Here is a 14539-nt window from a genome sequence, read left to right on the forward strand (position 1 = left end):
CAAGATCCCTCCCTTCGCACGGCAACTACAGAGAAGCCGCCGCCAGCGCCTGACCGAAGATCCTCGCCGCCTCGTCGATCTGCGCCGCCGTGATGATGAGCGGCGGCAGGAAGCGCACAACGCTGCCGTGGCGGCCGCCGAGCTCCACGATCATCCCCCGCCGCAGGCACTCGCGCTGCACGCGCCCCGCGAGGTCGCGGTGGGCAGGGCGCGCCCCGAGCGCGCCGGGCGCGGCCGACGCGTCCACGAGCTCCACGCCGACCATCAGGCCGCGCCCGCGCACGTCGCCGATGCACGCGTGCTCCCTGGCGAGCGCGGTGAGCTGAGCCGTGAGCCGCGCGCCGAGCTCCGCGGCCGCCGCGTCGAGGCGCTCCGCGCGCAGCACCGACAGCGTGACCGAGCCCGCGGCCATCGCGAGCTGGTTGCCGCGGAACGTGCCGGCGTGGGCGCCCGGACGCCAGGTGTCGAAGCGCTCGTGATAGACCACCACCGAGAGCGGCAGTCCGCCGCCGAGCGCCTTCGACAGGACAAGCACGTCCGGCTCGATGCCGGCGTGCTCGAACGCGAACATGCGCCCCGTGCGGCCAAAGCCCGTCTGCACCTCGTCGAGGATCAGCGGGACATCATGGCGCGTCGCCAGCTCCCGCAGCCCCTTCAGCCAGGCGACCGGCGCCGGGATCATGCCCCCCTCGCCCTGCACCGCCTCGACGATGATCGCAGCGGGCTTGGGCACGCCGCCCTCGGGATCGGAAAGCAGGTTGTCGATGTACGCGAGCGAGGTCGCGATACCGGCGCTGCCGCCGAGCCCGAACGGGCAGCGGTACTCGTACGGATACGGCAGGAACTGCACGCCGGTCAGGCTGGAGCCGAGCGCCGCCTTGGGCCCGAGATTGCCCATCAGGGTGAGCGCGCCCTGCGTCATGCCGTGGTACGCGCCCTGGAAGGCCAGCACCGTGCCGCGCCCCGTCGCGAGCTTGACCAGCTTCAGCGCGGCTTCCACGGCGTCCGCCCCCGTGGGGCCGCAGAACTGGATGCGCGCATGGCGGGCAAAGGCCGCCGGCAGCACGCCGAGCACGTCCTGCGTGAAGCGATCTTTGACAGGCGTGGTGAGGTCCAGCGTGTGGAGCGGTAGACCGGAGTGCAGCGTCCGCACCAGGACGTCGGTGACCGCCGGGTGGTTGTGCCCCAGCGCCAGGGTGCCAGCCCCGGCCAGACAATCGAGGAACACACGCCCCTCGACGTCTTCCACATACACGCCCTGCGCGCGAGAGAGCGCCAGCGGCAGCCGCCGCGGGTACGAGCGGGCGTTCGACTCGCGCTGCCGCTGCCGCTCGAGCAAGGGGTGATCCCCGAGCTCGTACAGCGCGCGCCGCCGGTGGCGCTCGCCGAGCTCCGCGGCGAGGCCCGCGTGAAGGGGGGATCTGGAGGCCGCCGGCACCTGGTCCGACACAGGCAAACTGGAAGCTGCGGATAGTGTCATGGGGTAATCCCTAATGAGAGGGGTTGTTCCGCTCCGGGCGCTCCAGGGCGCGCTCATCGAGGTCCAGGACCTCCAGGGCCGCGCGCACGTGCGCATGCACGTCGGGCCCCTGCACGGCGGCGAGGTGATCGCCGGGAAGAATCGCCGAGCGCGCTGCGCCCGCCGTGAACTGCTGCCAGTCCATGGGCGGGCCGCCGTGGAGCTCGATCGTCTCGGTGCTCCACCACGCGTGGATCGGCGCGGCGACGGATCGCGGCGGCAGATCCTTCGCGAGCAGGGCCGCGCTTCGGAGCAGCGCGTACCGGTGGTGATAGGCGGCGGGCGGGATGTCGCTCGACGCGAAGCCGCGGGCCTGCGCCCAGCGCACGGCCTCCGCCACGCGCTCGCCGTCGCTCAGCCCCGCGAGCCGCTCCCGAAGCGCGTCGCGCTCCGCCGGCGCGAGCGCGAGCAGCTCCGCGCTCCGGCCCTGATCGATGTACGCCGCCAGCTCCTCGACGACATCCGGCTCGCCCGCCGCGTAGAGCTGCGTGCGCGGCTGCGAGTCCAGCATGCCGAGGAAGGCGACCCGCTCGCCCTGCTCCTCCAGCGTCCGGGCGACGGCGAGCGCCAGCACGCCGCCCACGGACCACCCGAGGAGGCGGTACGGCCCGCGCGGCTGCCGCTCGCGGATCTCGCGCGACAGCCGCTCGACGATCCGAGGGAGCGAGGGCGCGGCGGCCTCACCCGCGAGCGACGGACCCAGATCGAGCCCGAGCACCGGCTGCTCCTCGCTCATGGCCGCGGCGAGGCCGCGGTACACCGTGACGTGCAGGCCCGTGGGATCCACGCAGAAGAGCGGCGGGCGCGACCCGCCGGCGCGGAGCTCGACGACGCTCGACGCAGGACCCCCGGCGTCGAGGAGCCGGGCCAGCCCCGCCACGGTCGGCGCCTCGAAGATCGCCATCAACGACAGCGCGCCGCCGAGCGCCTGCTGGATCCGGTGCATCAGCGGGATCGCCATCAGCGAGTGCCCGCCGAGGTCGAAGAAGTCGTCCTCGACGCCGACCTGCGGGCGCCCCAGGACGTCGGCCCAGATCGCCGCGAGCGCCTCCTCGACCGGCGTCCGCGGCGCGACGTACTCGCGCCGCCGGCGCGCGGCAGGGCTGGGCAGCGCCTTGCGATCCACCTTGCCGTTCGCGGTGAGCGGCAGCGCGTGCAGCACCACGACGTCGCTCGGGTGCATGTACTCGGGCAGCCGGTCCTTGAGGAACCCGCGCAGCGCCGCCTCGTCGACAGCGCCCCCCCGGGGGACGACGTAGGCGACGATGCTCGGCCCGACCGCGCCGTCCTGGCGCGCGGCGACGACGACGGCCTGCCCGACCGCGGGGTGCTCGCGGACCCGCGCCTCGATCTCCCCGAGCTCCACGCGGAAGCCGCGGATCTTCACCTGGTGATCGCGCCGGCCCATGAACTCGATGGCGCCGTCGGGCCGGTACCGCGCCCGATCGCCCGTCCGGTAGAGCCGCGCGCCCGCGCCGAAGGGGTGCGGCACGAACCGCTCCGCGGTCAGATCCGGCTGGCCGAGGTAGCCGCGCGCGAGGCCGGCCCCGCCCAGGTACAGCTCGCCCACCGTGCCCGCAGGCGCCGGCTCCAGGCGCTCGTCGAGGACGTACGCCTCCGCGCTGGCGAGCGGGCGGCCGATCGGCACGGAGGCGCACCCGCGCCTGTCGCGCAGCGCGCGCAGCGGCAAGACCAGCGCGCCCACCGTCGTCTCGGTCGGCCCGTAGTGGTTCGCCACGGCGCAGCCGCTCGAGAGCGCCGCGATCCGCTCGACGAGCGCGAGCGGCAGCGCCTCGCCGCCCAGCACCAGGAGCCGCCGCGGCAGCACCGCCGACCCCTCGCCCGTGTCGAGCAGCGCGCTCAGGTGCGAGGGCACGATCTTGAGCACGTCGATCGGCCAGCGCCGGTAGTACTCCGAGAAGAGCCGGCCGTCGGTCGCCGTCTCGTAGGCGATCACGTGGAGGCAGCCGCCCGAGGCGAGCGCGCCGAAGATGCTCGTGTTGCCGAGATCGGCGCTCAGCGTCGAGACGGTCGCGAAGTGCAGCCCGGCCTCGATGATCCCGAGCGCATCGCACACCGAGCGGGTGTAGCTGGCGATCCCGCGGTGCGTGACGCCGACGCCCTTGGGCTCACCGGTCGAGCCCGACGTGAAGACGACGGACGCGAGATCGTCGGGCAGCACCGGCACGGCCAGGTCGCCTCCGGGCTCACCGTCGAGCAGCGCCGCGTCGTCCAGGGAGAGGACGGCGCAATGGGTGTCCGACAGGTCCGACAGGTCCGGCAGCCGGGCGCGGACGGCCGCGTTCGTGAGCAGGACGGAGAAGCCCGCGCGCTGGATCTGCTGGGCGAGCCGCTGCACCGGGGCGTGCGGGTCGAGCGGCACGTAGGCGCCGCCGGCCTTCAGGATGCCGAGCAGGCCCGCGATCATGTCCACGGATCGCTCGCCGCAGAGGCCGACAGGGCTGCCGCCGCCGACGCCGCGGCGGCGGAGGTGGTGGGCGAGCCGGTTGGCCTGCTGGTTGAGCTCGCGGTAGGTCAGCCGCCGGTCGCCCGCGACAACGGCCAGCGCATCGGGCTGCCGCGCCGCGTGCTCCTCGAACGCCTCGTGCAGGCACCGCGGGGGCGCGGCGTCGTGCGCCGCCCCCCGGCCCTCGGAGAGCCGCCGCGCCCGCTCCGCGGGGCCGAGCAGGCCGAGGCGCGCGGTGGGCTCCGACCAGGCCTCGGCCGCGCTGCCGAGCAGCGCCCGGTACTGCTCGGCCATCGCGAGGACGCCCTCCGCCCCGCAGCGGCGCGCGTCGTGCCAGAGCGAGAGGCGCATGCGGCCCCGCCCGCGCTGGGCCGAGAGCGCGAGCTTGAGCCCGCCCGCGCCCGTGCACCGGCGCTCGACGTGCCACGCGACGCCGCCCGCCACCCTGGGCTCGGGGAGCGAGGAGAACTCGAAGCCGACCGTGCTCCCGGGCCCCCCGCCGTCCGGCAGATCGGGGTTCCAGTGCTCCTCCTCCTCGGTCGCCTCCTCGACGCCGGCCTGCGCCCGGCGCACCAGCTCGGCGAACCGCTGCGCCTCGTCCACGCGGCACGGGACCGGGAGCCACTTGGCCACCGGGCCCATGACCTCCTGCACGTCCTCGATCCGCCGCATGGCCGAGGCCACCGCGACGACGAGCTCCCGCGAGCCCGTGAGGCGCGCGAGGTGAACCTGGAAGGCCGCGAGCAGGACCGACGAGAGCGAGGCCCCCTCGCCTCGGGCCAGCGACTCGAGCCGGCCGAGCAGCGCCGCGTCGACCTCGATCTCGACCACCTCGCCGGAGGCGCTGCCCTCCTCGGCCGCGCCCTCGAACGGGAGGACGACGGGCGCCCCCGAGGGGGCCGGCGCGCTCTCCGCCGAGTCGACGAGCTCGTTCTGCCACTCGGCGAACTGGGCGTACTGCACGGGCTCCGCCCCGGCCTCCCGCCGATCGCCGGCGTAGGCCTCGGCCAGCTCGCGGAACAGGAGGTCCAGCGTCCACGCGTCGGCAGAGAGCGCGGGCGCCGCGACGAGCAGGTCGTGCAGCCGCTCGGCGCGGCGCACGAGCCACACGTGGAGCAGCGGCCCGCGCTCGAGATCGAGCTCGAGCCGCGCGGCCTCGCGCCAGAGCGCCTCGACGTGCGCCTCCTGCTCGCCGGCCGCGCGGCCGCCCAGATCCACCCGGCGCCACGCGGGCGCCGCCCCGCCGACGGCCTGCAGCGGGAACTTGAGGCGCGGATCCCGGCGGAACGTCGTCCTCGGCATCTCGTGGCGCGCGACGACCTGGCCGAGGGCGCCCGCCAGCCGCGCGGCGTCGAGGTCTCCCTCCAGCCGGATCCACGCGCGCGTGCGCACCGTGGTTCCGTTCCGGTGGAGCGCCCACAGGCGCCGCTGCTGCGGTGACAGGCGCACGCCCTGCACGCTCGGCCCGAGCTCGGTGGCCTGCATCGTCATGACGCCACCGCGCCATCCGACGCCCGCGACGCCTGCATCGCCCGCTCGGCTGTGATCATCTCGCCCATGGCCACCACGATCTTCCGCGGGCCCGAGAACGGATCGCGGCCGTGGGCCACGAGCATGTTGTCGAGCAGGATGATGTCGCCCTCCTGCCACGGGAACCGCACGGCGCAGCGCTCGTACGCCTCGCCGAGCGCGCGCGTCGTCTCGACCTCGATCGGCGCGCCGTCGCCGTAGGTCACGTTGCGGGGCAGCCACTGCTCGCCGACCATGGCCAGGAGCGACTCGCGCACCGGCGCCTCCAGGTACGCCGGGTGGTGCAGCTGGATCTGGTTGAAGAACACCTGCTCTCCCGTCTTCGGGTGCGAGAGCACGGCCGGCCCGCGCTGGCTGATCCGCAGCCGGCCGCCCGCGAGCCACTCGCACCGCATGCCGCCGGCGCGGCAGCGCTCCTCCACGACAGCGGGATCGGCGGTATGGAAGAAGTCTTGCCAATCCACGTCGAAGCCCGGCGTGAAGTTCCGCACGTAGAGCAGCCCCGACCGCCGGAAGCGCTCGCGGACGTCGGGCGCGAGGGCCTCGTGGAGCCTCCGGCAGTCCACGATCGGCGTCGCGCCGCCCTCCGGCGCGGCCTGCACGCAGAAGAACCACTGCTTGAGCGGCCAGCGCGGCAGGTGCGAGCTCTCGTTGTGGAACAGGATGGCCTTGTCGGCCGGGTAGGGCGTCGAGCTGTAGATGTGCTGCCCGGTCTTCTCCCGCGGAAGATCGCCGTACTCGCCGAACAGCTCGCCGCAGACGGCCTGCGCGACCTGCTCGAACTCCGGGGCCGACTTGATCGGGAAGCCGCGGAACAGCACGGCCCCGTGCCGGAGCAGCTGCGCCTCGACGAACGCCCGCTCCTCGCGGGCCCAGGCCGCGAGATCCACGTCGGCCACCGCCGGCTTCACGACCAGCGGCAGCGGCCCGTCGCCCAGCGTGCTTGTCGCGACCAGCGCGCTCGGGCCCACGTCCACCTTGCGGGGGGTGATGCGCTTGAGGCTCCGGAGCCGGCCCTCGTCGCGCGCGCGTCCTTCCATGGTGCGTTCCTTCCTCTCGGCTGCCGCGAGCGCCGTCACGCGGCGGTCGGGGTCGTCCACGATGGCCCGCAGCACGGCCATGAAGTGGGCCGCCATCGCCTCGATGGTGGGCGGCTCGAACAGATCGGCGCGGTACTTCCACGTGCACGCGAGCCCCTCGCCCGTCTCGTCGACGAACACGCCGAGGTCGAACCGCGACACCTCGCGGTCGAGATCCATGGCGCTGAAGCGCACGCCGGGCAGCGAGATCTCGGACGCCGGCACGTTCTGCAGGACGAACAGCGTCTGCACGAGCGGGTGGCGGCCGGGCTCGCGGGCCGGCCGCACGGCGTCGACCACCTGCTCGAACGGCAGATCCTGGTGCGCGTACGCGTCGAGCGTGACCTCCCGGACCCGCTGAAGGAGCTCCCGGAACGTGGGCAGGCCGCCGAGATCCGTGCGCAGGACGAGCAGGTTCACGAAGAACCCGATGAGCCCCTCGGTCTCCGCGCGGTTGCGGCCCGCGACGTCGGTCCCGACGAGGACGTCGCTCTGGCCCGTGCGCCCGAGGAGCACGACCTTGAACGCCGCGAGCAGCGTCATGAAGAGCGTGGCGCCCTCGCGCCGGCCGAGCGCGCGCAGCGCCTCGGAGAGCGCGCGGTCCACCGCGATCGTGCGGCGCCCGCCGCGGTAGGTCGACGCGGCGGACCGAGGGTGATCCGGGCGCAGATCGAGCGCCGGCGGGGGCCCGGCGAGCCGCTCGCGCCAGGCGCCGAGCAGCGCCTCGCGGACCGGTCCCTGGATCCACTGCCGCTGCCAGACGGCGAAATCCGCGTACTGGACCGGCAGCGGCCGCAGCGCCGGCGGCCGCCCGGCCCTCGCCGCGGCGTACAGCTCGGCCAGGTCCGCGACCAGCACGTTCATGGTCCAGCCGTCCGCCACGATGTGGTGGACGACGACGACCAGCACGAGCTCGTCGTGGCGCAGCTGGATCGCGGTCAGCCGCAGGAGCGGCCCACGACCGAGATCGAAGGGCCGCTCCGCGCGGTCCGTCGCCAGGCGCTGGACCGCCGCGCCGCGCTCCGCGGCGGGCGTCGCCGACAGGTCCACCACCTCGAACCCCGGCGCGCCCTCGGGGGCGATCACCTGCACCGGCTCGCCCGAGACCACGCCGAACGTGGTCCGCAGCGACTCGTGGCGCCGGACGAGCGCCGCGAGGCTCTCCCGGAGCACCGCGAGGTCGAGCTCCCCCTCGACGCGCACGGCCGCGGTCATGTTGTACCCGGCGCTGTCGGGCTCGAGCTGGGTCAAAAACCACAGGCGCTGCTGCGCGAACGACAGCGGCAGCGGCCCCTGCCGCGGCGCCGGGGCGAGCGGCGGCGCCCCGGCCGCGGGCGCGCCGCCGGCCGGATCGCGCCGTCGATCGACGTCGCGGGCGAGCTCGGCCACCGTGGGGTGGTCGAACACGCTCCGGAGCGGCAGCTCGACGCCGAGCGCCTTGCGCACGCGCGACACCACCTGCGTGGCCAGCAGCGAGTGCCCGCCGAGCTCGAAGAAGCCCGCGTGGACAGGCACCTGTTCGAGCCCCAGCACCTCCGCCCAGATGCCCGCGAGGGCCTCCTCGGTCGGCGTCGTCGGGGCGCCGCCCGCCGCGCCGGCGGCGTCGACCGCATCGGCCGCGGGCGCCTCCGGCGCCGGCAGCGCCTTGCGATCGACCTTGCCGTTCGGGGTGAGCGGCAGCGCGGGCAGGGCGACGAAGACGGGCGGCACCATGTAGTCGGGCAGCGTCTCCTTCAGGAAAGCGCGCAGGCGCTCGGGCGCCGGGGGCGCGCCGCCCTCGCCGACGACGTAGGCCACGAGCCGCTTGCCCGAGGCGCGCTCCTCCCGGACCGCGACGACGGCCTCGCGGACGTCGGGGTGCCGCGCGAGGCGCGCCTCGATCTCTCCGAGCTCGATGCGGAAGCCGCGGATCTTCACCTGGTGATCCCGCCGCCCCGAGAACTCGAGGCTGCCGTCCGCGAGGCGCCGGCCGAGATCGCCGGTGCGGTACATGCGCGCGCCGGGCGTGTCGCCGAACGGATCGGGCACGAACGCCTCGGCGGTGCGGGCCGGGTCGTTCAGGTAGCCGCGCCCCACGCCGATGCCCGAGACGCAGATCTCGCCGGTCACGCCGACGGGCGCGAGATCGTCGCCCGCCACGACGTGGAGCCTCACGTTGGGCACCGGGCGGCCGATGGGCACGTGGACGACCTCGGGCCCCGGCGCCGCCGTCATCGTGTGCAGCGCCACGTCGTCGGCGCACTCGGCCGGCCCGTAGGCGTTCATCAGGGGGACGCGGGGGTGCCGCGCGAACCACCGGCGGCAGAGGTCGGGCGTCAGCGCCTCGCCCGTGGGCAGCATCCACCGGAGGCGCCAGAGGCGCGGCGCGTCCTCGTCCGCCGAGACGAGCTCCGCGAGCAGCGACGGGACCAGCTCGAGGACCGTGATCCCCTGCGCCTCGGCCTCCTCGAGCAGGCGCCGCGGATCGCCCACGATCTCCTCGGGGACGATGTGGACGCGGCCGCCGCAGAGCAGCGCCGAGAGGAGCTGCCAGACCGAGATGTCGAAGCACTGGGACGCGGTCTGGCCGATCACGTCCGACGGGCCGAGCTCCAGCGCGGGGATCTTCCCCCACACGTTGTTGAGCATGCCCGCGTGCTCGACCATCGCCCCCTTCGGCACGCCGGTCGACCCGCTCGTGGTGATCACGTAGGCGAGGTGGCCGGGGCCGGCGAGCCGCGGGAGGTCGCCTTCGGGCGCGGGCCCGCGCTGCGCGGCGAGGCGCTCGCGCGTCACGAACCGCGGCCGCGCCGGCTCCGGCAGGTGCGCGAGCGCCTTGGCGAGCCGCGGGACCCACGCGTCCGAGGTCACGACCACCGGCGCGCGGCTGGCCTCGACGACGCCCGCGATGCGCTGCTCCGGCTGGTGGGGATCGAGCGGGAGGTACGCGCCGCCGGCCTTGAGCACGCCGAGCAGCGCGACGACCAGCTCGATGTCGCGCGACTCCAGCACGGCGACGATCGTGTCCGGACCGACGCCCTGGGCCCGCAGCGCGTGGGCCACGTGGTTCGCGGCGCGGTTCAGCGCCGCGTAGGTGAGCCGGCGCCCGCGGCACGTGACGGCGTCCGCGTCGGGCGTCCTCCGCGCCTGGGCCTCGAAGAGCGCCACGTAGCTCGGCGCGGCGGGCGCCGCGCCCTTCGTGTCGTTCCACTCCAGCAGCAGCTTCCGGCGCTCGCGCTCGTCGAGGAGCGAGAGGTCGCCCAGCCGCGCCTCCGGGCGCCGGGCCATCTCCGACAGGAGCTGGACCAGGTGGCCCAGCATCTTCCGGACGGCGTCGCGCTCGAACCAGCGCGTGTCGTACGAGAGCCGGATGCCCAGCGACTCGCCCGGATACGCCACGACCGTCATCGGGTAGTTCGTGTGGACCCGGTCCTGCTCGGCGGAGAGGCGAACATCGCCCACCAGCTCCTCGAGGTCGGGATCCTTCGGCGCGTTCTCGAAGACGAGGAGGCTGTTGAACAGCGCCTGTCCCTTGGGGAGCTCGCTCCACCGCTGGATGTGCACGAGCGGCGGATACTCGAACTCGCGGATACGGTAGTTGTGGGCCAGGAGGCCCTTGAGCCACGCGAGGAGCGGCTGCTCCGGCGGCACGCGCACCCTGAGCGGCAGGCTGTTGATGAAGAGGCCCACGATCGTCTCCACGCCGGGCAGATCGGTCGGGCGGCCCGCCACGGTCACGCCGAAGACCACGTCGCGCTGGCCGCTGTAGCGGCTCAGGAGGAGCGCCCAGGCCCCTTGCACGAGGGTGTTGGGCGTCAGCCCGTGCTGGTGCGCGAGGCCGAGGAGCGCCTCGGTGAGGGCCGAGGGAAGCTCGACGAGCTCGTCGCTCACCCCGGCGCCCGCGGCCGGCGCCGCGCCGTCGGGGGCGGCCCTCTCCACGCCGAGGGGCGTCGGCTCCGCGAAGCCGCGGAGCTCCCCGCGCCAGAACCGCTCGGCCGCCGCGAGATCCTGCCGCGCGAGCCAGGCGATGTAGTCCCGGTAGGGGCGCGGCTCTGGCAGCTCCAGCGAGCGGCCCGCGCTCAGGGCCGCGTAGTACGACAGGCACTCTTTCATCATCACGGAGAAGCACCAGTCGTCCGTGAGGATGTGGTGGAAGCTCCGCACGATGCGATAGGCGTCGTCCGCCATGCGGATCAGCCGGATCCGCATCAGCGGCGCGCGGGTCATGTCGAGCCCGGCGGCGAGCTCGGCCTGGAGCGCCTCGGTCAGGCGCTGCTCTTGCTCGGCCGCGGTCTGATCGCGCCAGTCGAGGACGTGGATGACCTCGGAGAGGTCGATCTGCCGGTGGACGATCTGGAGCGGTCGCTCGAGATCCTTCCACGCGAAGGACGTCCGCAGCATGGGGTGCCGCGCCACCACCTGCCGCCAGGCCTCGACGAGGAGCCCGGCGTCGAGCGGCCCGTGCCACATGTAGTGTTGCTGCATCAGGTAGATGCCAGAGCCCGGGTTCAGGAGGGTGTGGAAGAGCATGCCCTCCTGCATCGGCGAGAGCGGGTAGACGTCGTCGAGCCCCGCCGGATCCGGCAGGTGGCGCGCGATCTCGTCCTGCGTGAGGCCGCTCAGCGGGAACAGGGAAGTCGCCGGGGGCAGCGCCGCCCCGGGCTGCTCTCCCTGCGGCGCTCCGGCCGGGTCCGGGCCCGATACGGAGGCGACCGAGGCCGCGGGGGCGGAGCCCGCGGCCCCGGCCGCCGCGGTGGGGATCGCGACCGCCGCGGCGGCGGCCACCGTGGGGTGGTCGAACAGGTCCTTGGGGCTCAGCTTGACGCCGCGCTGGTTGGCGCGCGCGATGACCTGGAGGCTCCGGATGGAGTCGCCGCCGAGGGAGAAGAAGTTGTCGTGGATGCCCACCCGCTCCACGCGCAGGATGTCGGCCCAGATCTGCGCCAGGATGGCCTCGACCTCGTTCCGGGGCGCGACGAAGCCGCCGGCCTCCTGCGCGCCCGCCCGCTCGGGCTCGGGCAGCGCCGCGCGGTCGATCTTGCCGTTCGCGGTGAGCGGAAGCGCCGGCAGCGCCACGATCACGGCAGGCACCATGTAGTCGGGCAGCTGCTCCGCGAGCCGCGCGCGGAGCGCCGCCGCGTCGAGCGCCGCCGCCTCGCGGGCGACGACGTAGGCCACGAGGCGCTGGGTCCCGTCGCTGTCCCGCGCCACGACGACCGCCTCGCGCACCTCGGGCTGCTCGCGCAGGCGCGCCTCGATCTCGCCCAGCTCGACGCGGTGGCCGCGCAGCTTGATCTGGTGATCGGTGCGCCCGAGGAACTCGATCGCGCCGTCCGCCCCGAGGCGCACCCGATCCCCTGTGCGGTACAGCCGACCCCCAGGGACTCCCCCGAACGGATCCGGAACGAAGCGCTCCGCCGTCAGCTCGGGGCGAGCGTGGTAGCCGCGCGTGACGCCGGCGCCGCCCAGATAGAGCTCCCCGGGCACGCCGACAGGTACCGGTTCGAAATTTACACCAAGGACATATGCTTGCGTGTTGGGGAGCGGACGGCCGATGGGCACGGTCGCTCCTGAGCGGCCGGCCGCCGGGTCGATCTGCCATGTGAGCGAGCCAACGGTCGTCTCGGTGGGGCCGTAGTGGTTCACCACGGTGCAGCCCGGCGCGAGCGTCCGGATCCGCTCGACGAGCTCCCAGCTCGAGGCCTCGCCGCCGACCACGAGGCAGCGCGCCGGCAGCACGCGCTCGGGGCGCGCCGCCTCGAGGAGCGCGCCGAGGTGGCTGGGGACGATCTTGAGCGCGTCGACCCCGTGGCGGCTCATGTACTCGGCGGTCGCGTCGGGATCGAAGATCCGCGCCTCGGACAGGACGTGCAGGGCGCGGCCCGAGCAGAGCGCGCCGAAGAGCGACGTGTGCCCGAGGTCCGCGGCCACGGTCGAGACGAGCGCCATGCCGCCGCCCTCGGCGAGGGGCAGCCGCGCGAGCACGCCGCGCACGTAGTTCACGAGGTGGCGGTGCTCGACGGCGACGCCTTTGGGGCGCCCGGTCGAGCCCGAGGTGTAGATGAGGTAGGCGAGGTTCCCGGGCCGGGCCGTCTGTCCAGGCGGCGCGTCGGGTTCGGCCGCGAGGGCGCCCGCGTCGCGGTCCAGGAAGAGCAGCGCGGGCCCCGGCCCGTCGAACGCGCCGGCCCACCGCTCCTGCGTGACCACGGCGCGCGCGCCGCTGTCCTCGACGACGGCGCGGAGGCGATCGCGCGGGAACTTCGGGTCCACGGGCACGTAGGCGGCGCCCGCCTTGAGCGCGCCGAGCAGCGCGAGGACCATCTCCGCCGAGCGCTCGATGCACAGGACGACCCGGTCCTCGGGCCCCACACCGAGCGCCCGCAGCCGGCGCGCCAGCTGGTTCGCCTTCCGGTCGAGCTCCCCGTAGGTCAGCGCCGTCTCCTCGCAGACGACCGCGAGGGCGTCGGGCCGCGCGGCCGCGTGCGCCTCGAAGAGCTCGTGGACGCAGGCCGCGGGCGGGGAGGCCGTGGCCGTCGCGTTCAGGTCGGTGAGCAGGCGCCGCCGCTCGGCGGGGCCCACGAGGGGCAGCTCGGCCAGGCGGGCGCGCGGCCGCGCCGCCATCGCCTCGAGCAGCGCGCGGCACTGGCCGAGCAGGCTGGCCGCGGCCTCGTGCGTGAGGCGGCGGCGCTCGTAGCACAGGATCAGCCCGAGCTCGCGCGACGGATCGACGATGAGCGACACCGGGTAGTTGTTGCGCCCGGCGGTGAGCAGGGCGCCGGCCTCACGCCCGCCGCCGGGCTGGGGCGCGGCGCGGACGTGCACGTCGCGCACGTCGCGCAGCGCGTCGCCGACGCCCCCCTCGGGGTAGCTGTCGAACACCACAAGCGTCTCGAAGAGGGAGCGACCGCCCGGCACCTCGCTCCAGCGCTGGACGAGCGACAGCGGGGTCCACTCGCGCTGGCGCAGCTCGCTGTTCCGGTCCTGCAGCCGCGCGAGCCAGGCGGCGAGCGGCTCGTGCTCGTCCACGCGGACCCGCACCGGCAGGGTGTTGATCAGCACGCCGACGATCGCCTCGGAGCCGGGGAGCTCCGGGGGGCGGCCCGACACCGTGGAGCCGAAGACAACGTCGGGCTCGCCGCTGTGCCGGGACAGGAGGAGCGCCCACGCGCCCTGCACGAGGGTGTTCACCGTGACGCGCAGGCCGCGCGCGCAGGCCGCCAGCGCCTCCGTGTCGGCCCGCGAGAAGCGCAGCTCCTGCTCGGCGAAGGGGAACGCGTCGTCGCCCGCGGCGGCCGCCGCGGGCGCGGGCGCGGCCTCCAGGGGGAGCGGCGTCGGCGCCCGGAACCCGGCCAGCGCGCCGCGGAAGAACCGCTCGGCCGCCGCTTCGTCCTGGGCCTGCACCCACGCGAGGTACTCCCGGTACGGGCGCGCCCGCGGCAGCTCGGGGGTCGTGCCCCGCACGAGCGCCCGGTAGACGACAAGCGCCTCTCTCAGCAGGAGGGCGAAGCTCCACCCGTCCAGCAGGAGGTGATGATGGCTGTTGATGAAATAAAAGGCCTCCTCCTCGACCTGGACCAGCGTGAGCCGCATGAGCGGGGCCTTCAGCAGATCGAAGCCGGCGCGCCGGTCGGCGGCCAGGAGCTCGGCCAGCGCCTCCTCGCGCTCGCGCGCGGAGCGCCCGCGGAGGTCGTGGTGCGCCACCGGGATCGCCGCCCGCGGGCGGACGACCTGCACCGGCCTGGCGACGCCCTCCCAGACGAAGCCGGTGCGCAGGATCGGGTGTCGCTCCGCGAGCGCCTGCCAGGCGCGCTCGAAGGTCGCGACGTCGAGCCGCCCCTCCAGCAGGAACGACGTCTGGATGAAGTACGGGTCGGCGGACCGGTCCGAGACCGCGTGAAAGAGCAATCCCTGCTGGAGCGGGGAGAGATAGTGAATCGACTCAACGTCTTTCTTGTTGTTCGCCAT

3 protein-coding genes are annotated in these 14539 nt (G+C 74.6%); all 3 read right to left on the minus strand.

Features of this window, described 5'->3' with window-relative positions:
- Window positions 1-25: 25 nt before the first annotated feature.
- Genes WMF45_RS45550 through WMF45_RS45560 form a run of 3 tightly spaced genes read right to left on the minus strand, consistent with a single transcriptional unit; the run spans window position 26 to window position 14539 of the window.
- On the minus strand, window positions 26-1480 hold the full coding sequence (locus WMF45_RS45550) for a diaminobutyrate--2-oxoglutarate transaminase (protein ID WP_437713068.1): 1455 nt from the start codon (window positions 1478-1480) through the stop codon (window positions 26-28).
- Window positions 1481-1490: 10 nt separating this feature from the next.
- Window positions 1491-5477 carry a non-ribosomal peptide synthetase gene (locus WMF45_RS45555; protein ID WP_437713069.1) on the minus strand — a complete coding sequence of 1329 codons (3987 nt, stop codon included), beginning with the start codon at window positions 5475-5477 and terminating at the stop codon, window positions 1491-1493.
- Window positions 5474-14539: an amino acid adenylation domain-containing protein gene (locus WMF45_RS45560; RefSeq protein ID WP_437713070.1), complete on the minus strand. Its 9066-nt coding sequence runs from the start codon at window positions 14537-14539 to the stop codon at window positions 5474-5476. The genes WMF45_RS45555 and WMF45_RS45560 overlap by 4 nt, the downstream gene beginning before the upstream one ends.

It is taken from the genome of Sorangium sp. So ce448 (assembly GCF_051520915.1).
GTDB lineage: Bacteria > Myxococcota_A > Polyangia > Polyangiales > Polyangiaceae > Sorangium > Sorangium cellulosum_B.